Here is a 16,648-nt window from a genome sequence, read left to right as displayed (position 1 = left end):
CAACTGAAACGCAGCAGGTCAGGCGAGTGTATGAATCCGAAGATCCCCTTCTTTTAAACAGAGAACGCCCGCTTGTGTTTAAGCGGTTCATAATTAAGCTTTTTTAACACAGGCAATGCGTGCTATTGGGGCAGATAAATCAGACAGAAACTGACGCTCAAACCGTTCTTAATGAAAGTTGGCCGGATTTTTACGTTATTTTTACGACAAACACTGTTTTTTGAACTCCCTATCGGTTTCTGGTTCATACCAACCCATGAAAAAGTACATAGTCCTCATTGCCCTGCCGTTTTTGTTAAGTGGTATTGCAAACGCCCATACCGTAGCCGATTCTGTGGGTGTTGAGAAAAAAGATGGCAAGCGGTTTATTCTACACCGCGTTGATCAGAATCAGACACTCTATTCCATTGCCCGTCGCTATTCCAGTTCCGTAGCTGCGATTAAAGCGGCCAACCCATCCATTGGCGATGCCGTTCGCGCTGCACAGATCGTCCGAATCCCCATGGCTGCCGGTTCGCTGAGCCGGAAAGAAGAAAAAACGATCGACAAGGCGATTCGGAAACAAGAGAAAGCCAAGGAGAAAGAAGCAAAAAACACGCCGGACGCCATTGCGAAGGCATCGACAAAGGAAAACCGGGAAGCGCGCAAAAGTAATGACCCCGCCAAAGTAGGTATTCACGTTGTTGAACCCGGTCAGACCTTGTACAGCCTTGCCGTCCGGTATGACATCGCTCAATCCGACCTGCGCAAGTGGAACAGCCTGCCCGGCAACAATGTCCTGATCGGCCAGGCGTTGATCGTGAGCGAGAAAGCCTATCTGGCCCGGACACCGGCAGCTCAGATAGCAGCAGCGGCAAAAACTCCGCCCCCGGCTCACCCGGAAACCCCCGCACGAACAGCACCCAAGCCGGAACGTCCGACACCGAAGAAACCCGAAGAAACGACTACGGCCAAAACCGAGCCCGCTGCCCCGAAACCAGAGAACCCCGCTCCGACGAAGCCAGACAATGCCTCATCGACTTCGGCCAAGACCGAAGAGGTTATCGAAATCCCCCACCCTGGCAACGACGCTCCGATGCCAACCCGTGGCCGACGCCTTGCCACGAGTGGTGTAGCGGAGATGATTGAAGGCGACGGTTCCGGCAAATACCTGGCGCTCCACCGCACGGCCCCGATCGGTACGCTGGTGCAGGTCCGGAATGAGTTCAATAACCAGAGCTTATGGGTAAAGGTGATTGGCCGCCTGCCGAACACGGGTGTGAACGATAAAATTCTCGTAAAACTCTCGGCGCAGGCGTTTGCGAAACTTTCCCCCCAGGACCGACGTTTCCGAGCAGAGGTCAGTTACATTGCCCCTTAACAATAACGCAACCGTCTGTCGTTTTCAGGTTTCCAGTCTCTGCCGCTTGAACCGAATTATACAGACTATGTAGTGAGTATGGAAACGAAAGAAGAACGCATTATCCGACGCAATCGGGAACGTGATCAGAAGATGAAAGCCTCGCCGGGCTACGTAACGTTCAGTGTTATGTTCATGCTGGCTTATCCGTTCATTGCGGTATTTACATTCGTCATGTCAACGCTACTGGCCGTGTTTTCGGGCGTGTCCCGCGCCATGGCCTGGGTCGTTAGTGGAGGGAAATCATATTGACACACAACGAGCTTTCCGATTTACTCAACCAGAAGGCCGATCAGTATAATCGGCCTTCCTTTATTGACCGGGACCCCATCAGCATTCCGCACCGCTTTTCTACCAGGCAGGACATCGAAATCATGGGGTTCTGGTCGGCGGTGCTGGCCTGGGGACAGCGGTCGGTCATTTTAAAGAAGTCAACCGAGCTGGTTGACTTGATGGATGGGGCACCTTATGACTTCATTCGGACTCACGAAGAAAGCGATCTCAAACGGTTTCTGAACTTCAAGCACCGCACGTTCAACGCAACCGACGCACTTTATTTCCTACATTTCTTTCGCCAGTATTACCAGGAACACGACTCATTAGAAGATGCGTTTCTGAGTAATGGAACGGGAAAGCCTCCTACGACAGCAGGCGGCTTCCCAGCCACCATACAGACAGTCGAGCCAAACCTCATTGCCTTCCACGACCGGTTCTGTAGCTTAACGGATTTCTTCCCCGAACGTACGCGCAAGCACATTGCTACGCCCGCCCGTAACTCATCGTGCAAACGACTGCTGATGTTTCTGCGCTGGATGGTTCGGCGCGACGACCGAAATACGGTTGGTGGCGGGGTTGATTTTGGGATTTGGAGTCGCCTTAGCCCCGACCAACTAGTCATTCCGATTGATGTCCACGTAAATCGGGTAGCTCGTAAACTGGGGCTTCTAACCCGGCCACAAACGGACTGGAAAGCGGCACTGGAACTCACGGACGCACTACGCCAGTTCGACCCCATCGATCCGGTACGGTATGACTTTGCCCTGTTTGGGTTGGGTGTCGAAGGAGAAATGTAAGCCCGAAAATCGCTATCGCTTGCGAGGATAGTAGTGAATCACCTGAGGAATGTTGTCCATACCTTCCGTCGTTGTGTAATAGCCGTCGCCATGAAGCGACCAGCCAACAGCCTCACCCTGAGGCTCCCAGGCTACTGGCAGAATCCGGGGAGATGCTTTGAGCGCGTCCGTAATCGTCGCATCTGCCTGACGGCTGTAATGAAAAAGCTGCTCATACGTACGAACCAGAATCTCGCGACCATCCGGCGAAACAGCCGCCGACGTAACGTCCCTGAAAGGCAATACCAGTTCACGAGTCATCAGAACAGGCTTTGTCAACGACTGCGGATACGCGGCCCGGTAGACTACAGAATGATCGCCCTTCGACAGAACAAACAGATCTTTTGTTTGCGAATCGACCAGAATCGCTTCGGCATTCTGAGAGCCGTCGGGTATTTTCAGGTGAATGATTTCGGCATTGGTGATGTGACCTTCGTACGGTAGTCGCTGCCCCGCAACGGTTGGTTCCGGAAACCGATAAATGATCTTTTCAGAACGCAGGTGTTTGTTATCGCCAATATCGGCCAGATAGATATACGGTACACCCGCCACCGGACCGGCCCCAATGGCCATGTCTTCCCAGTCGCGGTTGGTCGCTCCGTCCACCACGAAGCGGGCCATCACCTGACCATCTTGGCACAGCAACTGAATTTGATTTGAATTTCCCGAATCTTCTTCTGTCCAGAAATAACCCGAGTTTCGCTGACTCATTACCATACCTGATGTCTCGGTCAGAGCCGGATCGTTCAGTAAACCAATCGCTTGCGGTTTTGTAAACGACGTGCTGTCAGTCGTCAGTTCATCAGCCGTGTAGTTCACCCACGGTAAACCATCCGATTTTGACGCGGTCGAGCCGAACCAGTCGATCCCCGTCAACTGAATAACGGGTTGACAACTGTTCAACGACAGCATAAGAACCAGAATCACTGCGCCGATAAATTTCATTCGTTGCCAGACTAGCACATCACTAATCTTATTTATGCCAATGAAGTAGCTATATATTAATCAATAACAAAGATATGTAAACAAATAGTTTTCAGATGACGCCGAAATTATTTATTTATCTCTTTCCTGCTCGCCTACCAAGCGAGTTCTTTAGTTGTAGCAAAATTCCAGCCAGTTGTAGCATGAACGCACTATTCTTTATCCACTTATGAAGTCCGCAACTGATCGATACATGAATGATAATAGAGGTCCTGAGCCTTTGCCAGTGCGATTTTGTACCTTTGTGATTTCGCGTTTTCCCTAAAATCGTATGTGTCGGCTTCTGACCCTGCTAACTGGTTTCTGGCTTTTGTCTCCGCTTTGGTCGATCGCTCAGAGCAAACCGAAGAAAGCGCTGTTTATCATCGTTGACGGTATTCCGGCGGATGTTATCGAGCGGGAATCGACTCCGTATCTGGATAGTATCGCCAAAAAAGGGGCTTATAAACAGGCTTACGTCGGCGGTATCAAAGGCACCTACTCACAGACGCCAACCATCTCGGCGGTTGGGTACAATAGTTTGCTGACCGGCACCTGGGTCAACAAGCACAACGTTTGGGATAACAGCATCAAAGCGCCGAACTACCATTATCCGACTATTTTCCGGCTGTTCAAGGAGCAATACCCGACGAAAAAGACAGCCGTTTTTTCGAGCTGGACCGATAATCGGACAAAACTGATTGGTGAAGGCCTTTCACAAACCGGGTCTTTGCAACTGGATTACCACGCCGATGGCTACGAACTCGATACGGTACGGTTTCCACACGATCAGGAACGTGATTTTATGGCCAAAATTGACCACCAGGTGGTGTCCGATGCGGTAGCGTCTTTACAAACACAAGCACCTGATTTATCGTGGGTTTACCTCGAATACACCGACGACATGGGCCACCGCTATGGCGATAGTCCGCCCTTTATCCGTGCCGTGAAGCAAATGGATGCTGAAATCGGGCGCATTTGGCGTGCCATTCAGGAGCGTCAGAAACAAGGTGAGGACTGGCAGATTTTCATCACGACCGACCACGGCAGAGACGAAAAAACAGGTAAGAATCACGGTGGACAATCGCCCCGTGAGCGTGCTACGTGGCTGGTTACCAATACCCCCGACCTCAATGCGTATGCCACTCGTTTTCAGCCGGCGGTAGTAGACATCATGCCCACAATTGCCCGTTTCCTGAACATCACAATTCCATCGGAAGTCAGTCGGGAACTGGATGGGATACCACTCACCGGCCCTGTATCGTTGGCGGAACCCACTGTTCGACAGCAGGGTGATTTTCTAGCAGTAACCTGGAAAGCAGTAGACCCGACCGGCACCGTTAAACTGTGGCTAACCACAACGAATCAGTTCGAAACAGGCGGTAAAGACGATTACAAACTGATGGCTGAAGTGCCACTGAAAAATGAGCGCTATCTGATCAACGCGAGCAAGATGCCCTCGTCTTTTTACAAAATTGTGCTGGAAGGCCCTGCAAATACTGTTAACCGGTGGTTAGTTTCGGAAGGGCAGAAGTGAGTTGAGAACTGAGTTTACGTTCAGCGCAGAGTTCGCTTACAACAGCGGATTCTGCTTTATGTAGCTTCCCCCCTCGAAACTGATAACGTAGGGTGAATCGAAGTGTTTGCTCTTGACGTAATAGTCCGTCGTGATGATTTGCGCACCCGACTGGCAGGCAGCCTCGAACATTCGTCTATCGTTCTGGCGAGCCTGTTTCGTGTCCGCATCGGCGCGCGTACGAACGAGATACCCCTTTTTGACAAGCTCCTGAATAGCTGCCAATTCGGTAATTGGATTATTACGGATAATGAAGGCCGCTTCGGGCGTGCCCGGCTCAGAGTTGGTAAATAAGATACGTCCTTTCAGCGATGAATGTCCGTCGATATAAGCCGTTCGTTTTGCGCCGATTTCATCCAGCACGAACATAAATTTGCCTCTGGCTGCTGCCACCGTTGGCCATTTGCCCGCTAAAACGGCTTTTTCCAACGTTTCAGCCGATCCCTGCACGTCATCCGGTGTGATGAGCTTCTGCCGACCCAGCGTTTCTACAATCACCTGATCCAGTTGATTATAAACCTCCGCCGTAAATTTCTCCGGAACGGCAAACCCCGGTCGGTTGATGACGTCGTCTTTTGCATTCATCGTAATGAAAACGGGGTAATGGCCCTTGTGCGCGTCAGACCAACTCTTGAGTTCCTGTAAACAGTTTTTGAACGTCAGGCAATTGCTGCGGAAATCTATTTCCTGTATGTGAAATACCTTGAAGCCCGGTTCGTTCATTACGCCCTGCGGATCGTAGGGCGTAGTTTGCGCATTTTTCCCGGTCCAGTCAAGTCCTTTCGGATGAGCGTATTTACCGCCTGCGGCATCGGCATAAACATCGATTTCAAGATTCTGCAATCCCATCGAAAGCTGTTCTGACAAGCTGGGATGGCTGTAGTCGATTGATTTTACCATCGATGAATCCGCTCGTTTCAACACCTGAACCAATGCCGGATCGATCGGTTGTTTGTAGCTATTATGCGAGCCAATGACCTGAATTTTATTAATCGGCAGACTATCCAGATTAGCGGGTGTCAGGGCCGGAAGGCAAGCCAGGAGAACAGCAAAAAGGGAATAATTCATGGACGTTGGAAGCGTTTCAGTTATAGGAGCAAGGTACTGACAGGCGAATTAAGGCAACGTTAAATTTATGGACCTCCCTCACCTTTCCCTCACCAACTTCTCTCCCATGCTGAGCGAGGGGATGTGAGCGACAAAAAGTCTATTTGGTAAAGAAAAGAAACAAAATCGCGATCGGACTACTTACTAAACTACCAACCTAACTATTAAAAAGCAGTATGCCTTTTTCAATTACGACGCGGCCATTTGGTCCCCTGCCGCTACCTACTGATCATAAACCGCTGACTGAATACATCCTTCAATACGAAGAAACAGGTGAGTTTGCGACGATCATTCCCGAATTCGGCGGCATGATTCGGCGTCTGGTACTTGGTCGGGGCAAGCATTTGTTTGCGCTACTCAAAGCCCCAGAATCCCCACAGGCATTGTTCGCGGATGAATCATACGCCAGCGCGTTACTCTTCCCGTTCCCAAGCCGAATCCGGCATGGCATCTACGCATTCGAGGGCGAAAAACATGCGCTTAGAATGAATGAAGCCAGTCGTGACAACGCGCTGCATGGACTCGTTCACGGCAAATCCTTCTCGGTCATCGATCAGGAGACAACGCCAAACCATGCCAGTCTAACGGTTCGCTATGATTATTCCGGCGATGCCGTTGGTTACCCGTTCCCGTTTGCGCTTACGGTAAATTACGAACTTACCCGCGCCGACTGGTTAACCCTGGGCAGCGACCCCAACGCCGACCGGTTATGTGCTTTACGCATCACCTACTCGGCACTTAATACGGGAACGACCCGGTCCCCAGTGGCCTTTGGCTGGCACCCTTATTTCACCTTCACCAGTTCCCCTATCGATGAACTAACACTGTCACTGCCGGGCCGAACGGCCATCACGCTTGACGACGCCATGATCCCGAATGGCCAGAAACCTGCGGAAGAACCGGAAACACTGACTCTAAAAGACCTTGAATTAGATACGCCTTTTAAAATCAACCCAACGGGTGAGACGCCGGAAGGTATCAGCTTTGCCGAAACGGTATTGGATTCACCGGAGGCAGGCGTTAAACTGGTGATCGGTCAGGAAACGGGCGAGGGTAAATTAAATTACTTGGTTTGCTACACCCCCCCCCGACGTGACAGCATTGCGATTGAACCACTCACGGCCAACGTCGATTCGTTCAACAACGGCGACGGGCTGGTTACGCTGAACCCCGGCGAAACACTCAGCGGTTCGATGTGGGTCCGGCTAAAATAGATTCTTCCTGGATGGTATACGTTGGGCTTTTGATCTGGACAAATAGGACTCTCCTTTTTGGCTAGTGTCAAAGGCCCAACCTCCTTATGCCCTAAATCGTACGGATCTTGATATTACGGAACCAGACCGAACTTCCCCAGTCCTGCAAACCAATCCGACCAGTGTAGTTGCCTTTACTGATGGGTGCGTTGTTCAGTTTGCTGGTAGCCAAACGCTGTTTCCAGTCGGCGCCGGTTAGCTCATGCTCCTGAATGCTAAAGCCGTTCAGATAGACCGTCATCTTTTTATTTTTGACAACAAACCGAACCTGATTCCACTCACCGACGGGTTTCAATTCCCGCACCCGCGCGTTAGCAACACTGAAAAAATCGCCGGCGCGGTGCTTGTTCTCGGCGGCTCCCTCATAAATAGCGTCATCGAGTACCTGAAGTTCCAATCCGGTGTCAAAGATGTTTTTGTATTGAGGAGCTTCCTGCACGAAGAAAAAGATGCCGCTATTAGTAAACCGCTCCACCTTCCAGTCGGCTTTAAACTCAAAATCACCCTCAAAAACAGCGTCCGTTACTAGGTCGCCCCCATCCGGCGCTTTGTTCCCGACCCTGTTAGGAACATTTAATTTCAGGGCACCCTGTTCGATCTGCCAGGATGAACCCACGGGTTTGCCGCCATACGTATGCCAGCCAGTCGTGTTTTTACCATTGAAAAGAAGTGTCCATCCTTCCTTTTTTTCCTGAGCTGATAACGTATTGAGCGATTGTGAACGGGCGACTTCAGCGGTGATACCGATAACAGAAAAGAGCGCAAACAGAATACGGAACATAGTTGAGGGGATTACTTACCCATAGAAAGCCCGGCGTTAGGAATACCTCCTCATTAGAGACCGAAACCAGGCTTCTTTTGCCACAAAGCACACTCGGCTATGCGATTTTCTGCTTTTTCAGGCCCGTTCAAACAAGTCGGCACGTGAAACAGCTATAAACCGGGATCGAATTGTTGTACTACTCTGCGTGAAGCTACATCCTGAACCATTCTTTCAGGTTGGCAGGACGCCGATTGAGACAACTATAATAGATCGCCAGCATACCGTTGATCAGCAGGGCCGTCGATACAATCGCGATTTTACCTTTCAGACTGGGCGCGCCAATAAGCGTACCGAACATTATCAGCCAGGTAAGAACCATCAACACCGTAACAAGCCCCTTCTTCACTTTTGTGCAAAACATATCTGATCAGTGAGGTGAACAGTAAATTGTCTCACTTCGACAAATTACCGGTTTAGTGGCGTCTCTTCAACAACCCGGTAAAGAATTGAATTAATGGCGATAAAAACGATCACCCACCAAAAACCATAATGCAATGAAATCCACGTCGAAGCCCCATACGAATGGGCGATCAGCACAAACAGCAAAAATATTCGCGCGTATCTCTCAGGTAAAAAATACCCTGCCAACCCAATAATGACCAGCCAGATGAAGGAAATAACGAAAATGCCTGACACATGATTTGCCATCATGTAGGCGCCAATGGGGTTACCTTCATTGGCCTTTTTAAGGTTTCCCTGCCAATAGTCCGGATGCTGATGAGTAACGGTAATAATGATATCGAACAAGGCGGCCCAATAGGCAGGTATAAGCGAGAAGAGAGTCCGGTTTTTATTTTTCATTGGCCACAGTCCGAATAACGTGAAATGCCATACTAGTGCTTACTGATCCTGCTTCGATTTGTGTTGATAAGTGAACCGGTGATTAGGTGCATCGAGCCTTAGAATACCTCGACGGAAGGCTCCACTACCAAGCACACCATCCCTGATGACCTGGCCAACAACATTATCGGCACGAAAAACGGCGGAGTTCCTGAACGGATAGCTGACTCCATCAATGGAAATGGCCGTTCGTTTTACAAGCCGATCACGGCTTATGTGAACGGGTTGTCCCACAGCTGACGAAAATGCAAGACGTTGTTTCGTTCGATAGGGGCCGATCTTGGTCAGGCCGGTGGGCGAGACAGAGAACTGCCTGTTGTCTCCTGTGTCCAATACTACGTTCAGCTGATTATTAACAGCCCCATAAGCCAGCACCATTGGGTAACTACCTCCTAACAGGTTCGGGTTGCCATTGGCCTTAGGCATAGAGCGCCGTAATGTGAATTGCCGGTTGACATAATCAATGGTAATGGCAAACTGCCGTAAAACATCCCAGCCCAGCAACCCATCAACTCCAAGAAAAGGCATTTGTGCGCCAATAACCGGTAAATTTTTGACTGTCAGGCTGCCCAAGACTAGCGAGTCTGCCATCAACAATGAACCCTGTACGTTCTCTCCATTATAGTTCGTTACGGTTAGAGTGGTTAATTTCGCGGCTCCTAATCGGTTGACAAACCGGCGCGAAAGCATCGTTCGTTGTGCCCCCGTATCAAGGATCAAGCGGCAGATGTGTCCATTCAGCAGAACGTCTACTACCGGATGACTTTTGTGTTTAAGTCGGATAGGGATCACTATACTGTCTGTCCGTAGCTGATACTGTACTGCTGGTTGCTGAGCAAGCAGTTTAGCTGAACCGTAAAAATTGGCAGCCACCTGTAATGAGTCAGCGAGTTGCAGATAACGCTGGTACTCCCCCGGCCAGAAGTAAAATTCGTCCAGTAGCAGATGCCAAGCCGAACGTTGTTCTGTCGAATCATGATGAGCGGGAACGGCAAGAAGCTGTTTTTTAGCCTGTTCGTCGCGACCATGTAGCCAGCTACTGACCGCTGTGACATAGGTTGACGTTAGCGTATCGCTCAGACGCTTGGACTGCCCATAAACGGGACTGAACCACAGATAAGCGAAACTTAGGCAACTAACAGCTTTGACAACAGTATCGATTCTCATTCGTATACTAGAAAAAACCCGAAGAAGGTGTTTGAGACATAGTCACAACTACTTACAATACCCCAGGAACCACCCTCTGCTCAAATAGAACGCAAAGGTCAGCATACCGAATGCGCTGCTCGATTTTTCAAACGATCCGCTTTGGTCATAGTCCTGAAAAAGCATGAATCCCATGTTGTGGAGTATAGCCAGTGAGCCAGCCCACATGATAATCCAGACCCAAACAGGCTCATCCATGAAGAAGGGCTTTCGTTTCATTTTTTGCCTTACTGACCACATTACCTAATCTGATTTTTTCAGATTGGCATACACAATAGCCGCTGCCATCCTCCGGAACGTGCTCCCTGTCGCTTAGCCCCCCCCCATGTGGAACGGTTTGTCAGGGTAGAGTTTGACGACTATGCCTGGATGGTATGAGCCATGTAGCTACCTAAAACCCGTTTGAAACCACCATGCTTCATTACGGTAAAAAGCAATCACGCCCCTGTTGGGCGTGAAATAGACAGTAGGCTTAACAACCAGGCAGTATACTTGTTGAAAGCGTTGGTTATTTATCGTCGTGTCAGCCACAATACAAGTCTGATTGTTACCGCTGATCAGAGGTAGAGAGCTTGCGGTTGCCTTCCCACGATCTGATACCAAAATGGACATACTAATCTGTCTGCCAGCTATTGACAGCAAATCTATGCTTGATGTCGTATCACCCTGAACCGGCGTGTACACCTTGTAAGACAAATATATTTCTTCATACTGAGGGCCTTCAGTTTTATAGCGTTTACTGGCAAAAGGAACTACCTCGTAGTAGCTGATCTGTGAGCTTATAGGCGGTTTCGCGCATAGTGAAGCCACAATGAGCTTTTCCGAATTGTACTGCATTGGTTCCCCCCTAAATGCAAGCAGTTCACCTGTCATAGAGTTGGTATAAGTCATTGATGCTGCCCCTGACACACTTAAGAACTCAGGTTTTATCAATTGGACTTCCCCTAATTTTACATCAGGAGGGCAACCACAACTGAAGAGCAACCATGCTGGTAGCAATATGAAGCCTAACGTTTGCTTTATATTTTGCAGTTTTTTAATAGTCACTATTCACAGGTAAAGGGTTTGCTTTTAAACCAATTGGCTTCACTCAGCGAATGGACTGTCGAGAAGAACAGCTTGTCAGACAAGACCTACCCTACTTGTCGAACTGTTCATTTAAGTTAGCTCTTTGTCAACCGTAGCCTGACCAACGAGCAAAAAGCTACCCTGTCGAAACGTGCGGCCTGTCGCCGGAGCGATGGAGCACACGCTTTTTCTATTTATCTAACGCATCCAACACCCACAGGGGTTTATGGCCCCTAAAACCACTTCAAATCACAAACGTAGCTGCCTGCCTTTACACCCCTGTTTGGTTGGGCTGCAAAGCTTCCTTACCGGCGAGCGTCCTGTCGACGGTAAGCTACCCCACGCGAAGCGATTTATTGCTGTGCAAAATTCCATTCATCCTTTTCAATAAAATCATCGAAAGGACTAACTCCATTGTATGAGCCAACGTACACCACCTTTCCATCTCGTATGGCCCACTCCATACCGTGTTCCTGTTCCCAGTCACATTCTAACTCTAAGTGTATAGCTGGCCTGGTTTCATCTTGTTCAATCAGTAAGAAGCGCGGGTCAATCAAAGCTAATACATCTCGTTCATTGTCGAATGAATATTGCTCTTCACTGTCGGCTTCTAAAAAAGCATTACAATACCTTATTGAAGCCAAGCATAGGTGCCTAATTACTTCATCATTCAGTTCCTTGAGAAGCTTGGCACATTCATTAGCGTACTCAATGTTATCAGAAGTGAACTCACTTACTTTTATCTTTTTGTTGAACAGGGGAAAGAACACCTCTCCTTCAAGTTCTTCAGGGAAACTACTATCAGACTTTATATTCTGGATGAGCATAAATTAATTTTAGTTGCCCTATCAGGGCGTTTCCATTGTCACACGCGCCTGACCAAATTCACTTTTTAAGCCGCTCAACTCGGGCGTTTGTTTTTTTAACCGAAGCCGCCTGGCGAACTAAAGCCGCCCGATTACGGGACGTGCCGTCTGTCGCACGCGAGCCAGACTTTGAAGCACTGGCTGTTACGTCCACCCAACGACTCAGGGGGTTGATGGCCCTACAAGCTAGCTGAAATGGGCAAATGGCTCGCCTGCCTTTACACCCCCTGCCGGTTGGGCTGCTCTGGTTGACCTTGCGGCCTGCCTCCTGTCATCCGGGCTACACGGCTCGGAGCGAATCAGTATCGAATTGTTAAACTAAGACTCTCAAAATCAAAGCTTAGCCTCCGAGCTTCTTCGTCAAAAATCAAGGTTAACCAATTTCTTGAAGAGTTTTTAAATTCAAGGCCGTTCTCATTTTTAAAGTATTCAAGAAAATCCTCACTAACCACGCTTTCGTATTCAAAAATCGATTTAGTTAATGAATGGATACCGTTTCTATGTTCTGTTGGCTCAGTTTCGTTTTTCTTTTGCCCTTTAAAAGGAAGCCTAAAAGTCCAAGGAAATTTAGGGTTATTCTTGTTCTGCAAAATGTCGATTGCCAGTCCTTCCGGAAAATATACTGGTTGATATTTGCCTGCCTTGTCGAACAGTCGTTCCGTTGTATCATCGTTAACGAAACAAAGCCCAAAACGAGAAAAGTGAGTATCCCTGAAATTAGCTCTATGCCAAAGACCAGTCTCTACGATCAACTCGCTGTTTATCTCGGCCTCGTTATAAACCCATAGTACCTCCAGAAAGAAATTTGCAAAATAAAATTTACGATTGGCTGTGCCTTGCCCTACATGAGTTCTGCCACTTCCTTCGGTTAATCCAAAGCCAACAAGTTGATCGGCTACTTGTCCTTTATCTTCAGTGAAGATAAATATGTGGTCAATATTCATTTTTTGCTTTGATTCATGCTGCTTATCCAACCAATATGTTTAGCCTGTCGCTGGGACGCTGCCCTGTAAACGTACTCTGCCTAACCAAGTCGTTTCTCGTATCAGCCGGAACCCGCCCAACGAGTAAAAACATGACCGCTACGGCCTGTAACCTGTCGACCGAAACGTCGAAATGGAAGCCCAGGCATACCCATACGGGGCGCTCAAACTGTCGCCTGCAACTTGGAAATGGAAGCACTGGCTGAACAGGTCACCCAACGTATTATTGTACGCTGAATCACTAAATGATAAACACCTGAAAATCAGCGGTAGATTCATTTATCGTATATTCCTTTTTTGTACTTTTGCTGACACGACTAAAGATACATTATTTTTTAAATCACAGACAAATAAGCCGAGTCTTACATGCTACTATGACACAAAAATTAATATCACAGGCAACGTTGAGCGTATCTGGGATATTGATGGATTCCCAAATTATTTCTTCGGGCACGATAAGCAATTGTATCGCTTTGATTCCAGAGGTTGCCTGAAACGGAATAAACGTGTTGTCGTTTGTTACACGATGGGCTAAGTGCTGAAGAGCCGTTTTTTCAGTCTGGCCCAACTGCGACCCATCCTCCGCAGACACATAGCTACAGATCGTCCAGTGGACTTCTAAGCGTACTGATTTTGTCAGCACTTACGTGGGTGTGACGCATCGTAGTCAGGATGCTTTCGTGACCCAACAGTTGCTGGATGTAACGAATATCAGTGCCAGCTTCCAACAGGTGAGTCGCAAAGCTATGTCGGAGTGTACGGATACCTCCCTTCTTCTGAATACCTGCCGCCTGAACGCTGTTACTATACACTTGTTGTATCGTACGATTGGCAATAGGCTCACCGGTTTCCCAGTCGTCGAACAAAAATATCTGGCACGGTCCACGGTTAGTTGCATAATGACTCAGATACTCCTGGAGCGTACTCTCCAGTTTGTCAGTCATCATCACAACCCGGTCTTTCTTTCCCTTACCTCCCCGAATAGTAATGAGTCTACGTACCTGATCAATGTCCGTCAAACGCAGTTGAGCAGCTTCGCTGAGTCGCAGGCCCGTAGCGTACACTAACTTAAAAAGCGTTCGGTACTTCAAGCTTGTCGTGGCCTTAAACAGGGCTTTCACTTCAGCTACGTTATAGACCGTCGGTAACTTCGTGGACTGCCTCGGGTAATCGATATCGTAAAACGCTTTGTCCCGCCGTAACACTTTCTCCTGATAAAATTTCCACGCATTTATGTGAACGTTGCGGGTGGCCGGGCTCAATCGTTTCTTTTCTGCCAGAAACAACAAATACTGCTGATACTGAAGTTTTGTCAGTTCATCGATCGGTGTCGTGTTACAATATCGGATAAGCGCCCTGATTGCCTGCTTGCAATTTCTGAGTGTTTTATAGCTGTAATTTTGGGTACGCAATGTGTTACTCAACGATATGATAGCCGGATGCTTGTCATACTCGCCTGAACGCGGACTGTAACGAAACGGCAGTCGCTGTTTTCCTGCAATACGCCCATCAATGGGAGGCCACGCTGGATTGGTAGCCTGTTCAATCTCGGCAAGCGTAGCATCGGGTCTGTACAGCCGAACCAGGGCTTCATCGAAACGACAGTAGGCTTTACCAAAAAGTTTACCAAGATGGACTACCGTTTCGCGGGTATTGGGCACTACCCAACACCGACGGGAATAACTCCAGCGCCTTCCCGGAACGGTGCGGATCAAGTCGTTACCGATGGGATCCTGGGGAAACGAAACAGCAAGCAGATTGGGATCTTTGTCGTCAAGGCAGATCGTGATCATACACAGTAAGACCTGACAACGACCAAAAAGTCTCTCTTCGGCAGGATTCCCGAGATGAACAGGCGGTAGGCCGTACGATCAATCCCGAGAATCCAGCCAGAAACCCCTACTCTCACAGTTCGAATGTAATGCCCTGTGCCAACGGCATCGTAGTCCCGTAGTTGATGGTGTTGGTTTGTCGACGCATGTAGGCTTTCCAGGCATCGGAACCCGATTCGCGGCCACCACCCGTTTCTTTTTCGCCCCCGAAGGCACCACCGATCTCCGCGCCTGACGTGCCGATGTTCACGTTGGCAATGCCACAATCAGAGCCAGCCACCGACAGAAATCGCTCAGCCTCCCGCATATTCAACGTAAAAATAGCCGACGATAAGCCTTGGGGCACCGAGTTCTGCTGGGCAATGGCATCGTCGAGTGTCGTGTACGTAAGCAGGTACAAAATGGGCGCAAACGTTTCCCGCTGAACCACCGGCCACTGGCTTTCCGCTTCAGCAACGCAGGGCTTCACGTAACAACCGGATTCAAACCCTACTCCGTCGATCAGGCCGGGTTCAACAACAAAGCGCCCACCCGATTCACGGATTTCGTCAACTGCCAGCTGATACCCCTTTACGGCCTGCTGATCGATGAGCGGTCCAACATGAAACGATTCGTCTAGCGGGTTCCCTATGCGCAGCTGAGCGTACGCGTTTCTGAGCCGATTTTTCACATCGTCGTAAATACTCTCCTGAACGATGAGCCGACGTGTAGACGTACATCGCTGTCCAGCCGTGCCCACCGCGCCGAATACGATAGCCGGAATGGCCAGATCAAGATCAGCGTGTTCCGACACGATAATGGCATTGTTACCACCTAATTCGAGCAAACTACGACCCAACCGTCCAGCAACGGACTCTGCCACCGCTTTTCCCATGCGCGTACTGCCCGTGGCCGATACCAGCGCAACACGTGGGTCGCGGGCCAGCCATTCGCCAGCGTCGCGGGCACCCGTAACGAGACAGGAAACCCCTTCCGGCACATCGTTGTTGCGCAGTACCTCGCCAATAATCTGCTGACAGGCCAGAGCCGTCAGGGGTGTTTTTTCCGAAGGTTTCCAGATACAAACGTCCCCACACACCCAGGCCAGCATGGCATTCCACGACCAGACAGCAACCGGAAAATTGAAGGCCGAAATAATGCCGACTACGCCTAGTGGATGCCATTGCTCATACATCCGGTGAGCCGGTCGTTCAGAATGCATCGACAGCCCATACAACTGCCGCGACTGCCCTACCGCAAAATCGCAGATATCGATAATTTCCTGCACTTCACCCAGTCCTTCCTGAAGCGACTTACCCATTTCGTAACTGACAAGTGTGCCAAGTTCCCGTTTGTAACGTCGAAACTGCTCGCCCATCTGCCGGACAATTTCGCCCCGACGCGGAGCCGGGACCTGTCGCCATTCCAGAAATGCGGCCTGTGCCGTTTCGACGACGCGATCGTAATCAGCGCGGGTCGACGGATGAACACGGGCAATGAGCTGCCCATCGGCGGGTGAATAGGAATCGAGCGTTTTCTCCGACGACTGCCAGAACTGCTGTCCGGTGCTGGTTCCGGGTTTTACGGGTTGCGTTGGTAAGGGAAGAATCGACTGCATAACGTTCGGTATACAATGGTTAA

At 49.5% G+C, this 16,648-nt stretch carries 17 protein-coding genes; 5 read left to right on the top strand and 12 right to left on the bottom strand.

Annotated elements, in window-relative coordinates:
- Nucleotides 1-256: 256 nt before the first annotated feature.
- The 3 genes from GK091_RS04965 to GK091_RS04955 all read left to right on the top strand — a co-directional run bounded on the left by GK091_RS04965 (nucleotide 257) and on the right by GK091_RS04955 (nucleotide 2,472).
- Nucleotides 257-1,360, top strand: coding sequence for a LysM peptidoglycan-binding domain-containing protein (locus GK091_RS04965; RefSeq protein WP_164035497.1), 1,104 nt, complete (start codon nucleotides 257-259; stop codon nucleotides 1,358-1,360).
- A 78-nt stretch (nucleotides 1,361-1,438) separates the two neighbouring features.
- On the top strand, nucleotides 1,439-1,651 hold the full coding sequence (locus tag GK091_RS04960; protein WP_164035496.1) for a hypothetical protein: 213 nt from the start codon (nucleotides 1,439-1,441) through the stop codon (nucleotides 1,649-1,651).
- On the top strand, nucleotides 1,648-2,472 hold the full coding sequence (locus GK091_RS04955) for a TIGR02757 family protein (protein ID WP_170312626.1): 825 nt from the start codon (nucleotides 1,648-1,650) through the stop codon (nucleotides 2,470-2,472). Before GK091_RS04960 ends, GK091_RS04955 begins: the two co-directional genes overlap by 4 nt.
- A gap of 12 nt (nucleotides 2,473-2,484) precedes the next feature.
- Here the strand turns inward: GK091_RS04955 and GK091_RS04950 are convergent, their stop codons facing one another.
- Complete coding sequence (locus tag GK091_RS04950) at nucleotides 2,485-3,456, bottom strand: hypothetical protein (RefSeq protein WP_164035495.1); 972 nt, start codon at nucleotides 3,454-3,456, stop codon at nucleotides 2,485-2,487.
- A gap of 310 nt (nucleotides 3,457-3,766) precedes the next feature.
- Between GK091_RS04950 and GK091_RS04945 the strand changes: the two genes are divergently transcribed.
- Nucleotides 3,767-5,011, top strand: a complete 1,245-nt coding sequence (locus tag GK091_RS04945; RefSeq protein ID WP_164035494.1) for an alkaline phosphatase family protein — start codon at nucleotides 3,767-3,769, stop codon at nucleotides 5,009-5,011.
- 36 nt (nucleotides 5,012-5,047) lie between these two features.
- Here GK091_RS04945 and GK091_RS04940 read toward each other — a convergent pair whose 3' ends face one another.
- Nucleotides 5,048-6,118 (bottom strand): phosphatidylinositol-specific phospholipase C1-like protein, encoded by a 1,071-nt coding sequence (locus GK091_RS04940; RefSeq protein ID WP_164035493.1) that lies wholly within the window; start codon nucleotides 6,116-6,118, stop codon nucleotides 5,048-5,050.
- A 215-nt stretch (nucleotides 6,119-6,333) separates the two neighbouring features.
- Here GK091_RS04940 and GK091_RS04935 point away from each other — a divergent pair, with 215 nt between their 5' ends.
- On the top strand, nucleotides 6,334-7,371 hold the full coding sequence (locus GK091_RS04935) for an aldose 1-epimerase (protein WP_164035492.1): 1,038 nt from the start codon (nucleotides 6,334-6,336) through the stop codon (nucleotides 7,369-7,371).
- Nucleotides 7,372-7,462: 91 nt separating this feature from the next.
- Here the strand turns inward: GK091_RS04935 and GK091_RS04930 are convergent, their stop codons facing one another.
- The 10 genes from GK091_RS04930 to amaB form a co-directional block, all read right to left on the bottom strand.
- Nucleotides 7,463-8,191: a 3-keto-disaccharide hydrolase gene (locus GK091_RS04930; protein WP_164035491.1), complete on the bottom strand. Its 729-nt coding sequence runs from the start codon at nucleotides 8,189-8,191 to the stop codon at nucleotides 7,463-7,465.
- 193 nt (nucleotides 8,192-8,384) lie between these two features.
- Complete coding sequence (locus GK091_RS04925) at nucleotides 8,385-8,594, bottom strand: hypothetical protein (protein ID WP_164035490.1); 210 nt, start codon at nucleotides 8,592-8,594, stop codon at nucleotides 8,385-8,387.
- Between the two features lie 44 nt (nucleotides 8,595-8,638).
- On the bottom strand, nucleotides 8,639-9,034 hold the full coding sequence (locus GK091_RS04920) for a hypothetical protein (protein ID WP_164035489.1): 396 nt from the start codon (nucleotides 9,032-9,034) through the stop codon (nucleotides 8,639-8,641).
- Nucleotides 9,035-9,073: 39 nt separating this feature from the next.
- Nucleotides 9,074-10,240, bottom strand: coding sequence for a retropepsin-like aspartic protease (locus GK091_RS04915; RefSeq protein WP_164035488.1), 1,167 nt, complete (start codon nucleotides 10,238-10,240; stop codon nucleotides 9,074-9,076).
- Nucleotides 10,241-10,288: 48 nt separating this feature from the next.
- Nucleotides 10,289-10,498, bottom strand: a complete 210-nt coding sequence (locus GK091_RS04910) for a hypothetical protein (RefSeq protein WP_164035487.1) — start codon at nucleotides 10,496-10,498, stop codon at nucleotides 10,289-10,291.
- 168 nt (nucleotides 10,499-10,666) lie between these two features.
- Nucleotides 10,667-11,326, bottom strand: a complete 660-nt coding sequence (locus GK091_RS04905; RefSeq protein WP_164035486.1) for a hypothetical protein — start codon at nucleotides 11,324-11,326, stop codon at nucleotides 10,667-10,669.
- Between the two features lie 374 nt (nucleotides 11,327-11,700).
- On the bottom strand, nucleotides 11,701-12,174 hold the full coding sequence (locus GK091_RS04900; RefSeq protein WP_164035485.1) for a DUF6985 domain-containing protein: 474 nt from the start codon (nucleotides 12,172-12,174) through the stop codon (nucleotides 11,701-11,703).
- A gap of 338 nt (nucleotides 12,175-12,512) precedes the next feature.
- Nucleotides 12,513-13,157, bottom strand: a complete 645-nt coding sequence (locus tag GK091_RS04895) for a VOC family protein (RefSeq protein ID WP_164035484.1) — start codon at nucleotides 13,155-13,157, stop codon at nucleotides 12,513-12,515.
- Between the two features lie 635 nt (nucleotides 13,158-13,792).
- Nucleotides 13,793-14,989: a tyrosine-type recombinase/integrase gene (locus GK091_RS04890; RefSeq protein WP_164035483.1), complete on the bottom strand. Its 1,197-nt coding sequence runs from the start codon at nucleotides 14,987-14,989 to the stop codon at nucleotides 13,793-13,795.
- A gap of 112 nt (nucleotides 14,990-15,101) precedes the next feature.
- Nucleotides 15,102-16,625, bottom strand: a complete 1,524-nt coding sequence (gene amaB / locus GK091_RS04885; protein ID WP_164035482.1) for an L-piperidine-6-carboxylate dehydrogenase — start codon at nucleotides 16,623-16,625, stop codon at nucleotides 15,102-15,104.
- Nucleotides 16,626-16,648 lie beyond the last annotated feature (23 nt).

Source organism: Spirosoma agri (assembly GCF_010747415.1).
Lineage (GTDB): Bacteria > Bacteroidota > Bacteroidia > Cytophagales > Spirosomataceae > Spirosoma > Spirosoma agri.
The sequence above is the reverse complement of the archived record's forward strand: the minus strand, read 5'-3'. Positions and strand labels throughout refer to the sequence as shown.

Excerpts from the sequence above, each read along its gene's own strand:
- GK091_RS04965 (WP_164035497.1), top strand. The coding sequence starts at position 257 with ATGAAAAAGTACATAGTCCTCATTGCCCTGCCGTTTTTGTTAAGTGGT.
- GK091_RS04960 (WP_164035496.1), top strand. The coding sequence starts at position 1,439 with ATGGAAACGAAAGAAGAACGCATTATCCGACGCAATCGGGAACGTGAT.
- GK091_RS04950 (WP_164035495.1), bottom strand. The coding sequence starts at position 3,456 with ATGAAATTTATCGGCGCAGTGATTCTGGTTCTTATGCTGTCGTTGAAC.
- GK091_RS04945 (WP_164035494.1), top strand. The coding sequence starts at position 3,767 with ATGTGTCGGCTTCTGACCCTGCTAACTGGTTTCTGGCTTTTGTCTCCG.
- GK091_RS04940 (WP_164035493.1), bottom strand. The coding sequence starts at position 6,118 with ATGAATTATTCCCTTTTTGCTGTTCTCCTGGCTTGCCTTCCGGCCCTG.
- GK091_RS04935 (WP_164035492.1), top strand. The coding sequence starts at position 6,334 with ATGCCTTTTTCAATTACGACGCGGCCATTTGGTCCCCTGCCGCTACCT.
- GK091_RS04930 (WP_164035491.1), bottom strand. The coding sequence starts at position 8,191 with ATGTTCCGTATTCTGTTTGCGCTCTTTTCTGTTATCGGTATCACCGCT.
- GK091_RS04925 (WP_164035490.1), bottom strand. The coding sequence starts at position 8,594 with ATGTTTTGCACAAAAGTGAAGAAGGGGCTTGTTACGGTGTTGATGGTT.
- GK091_RS04920 (WP_164035489.1), bottom strand. The coding sequence starts at position 9,034 with ATGAAAAATAAAAACCGGACTCTCTTCTCGCTTATACCTGCCTATTGG.
- GK091_RS04915 (WP_164035488.1), bottom strand. The coding sequence starts at position 10,240 with ATGAGAATCGATACTGTTGTCAAAGCTGTTAGTTGCCTAAGTTTCGCT.
- GK091_RS04910 (WP_164035487.1), bottom strand. The coding sequence starts at position 10,498 with ATGAAACGAAAGCCCTTCTTCATGGATGAGCCTGTTTGGGTCTGGATT.
- GK091_RS04900 (WP_164035485.1), bottom strand. The coding sequence starts at position 12,174 with ATGCTCATCCAGAATATAAAGTCTGATAGTAGTTTCCCTGAAGAACTT.
- GK091_RS04895 (WP_164035484.1), bottom strand. The coding sequence starts at position 13,157 with ATGAATATTGACCACATATTTATCTTCACTGAAGATAAAGGACAAGTA.
- GK091_RS04890 (WP_164035483.1), bottom strand. The coding sequence starts at position 14,989 with ATGATCACGATCTGCCTTGACGACAAAGATCCCAATCTGCTTGCTGTT.
- amaB (WP_164035482.1), bottom strand. The coding sequence starts at position 16,625 with ATGCAGTCGATTCTTCCCTTACCAACGCAACCCGTAAAACCCGGAACC.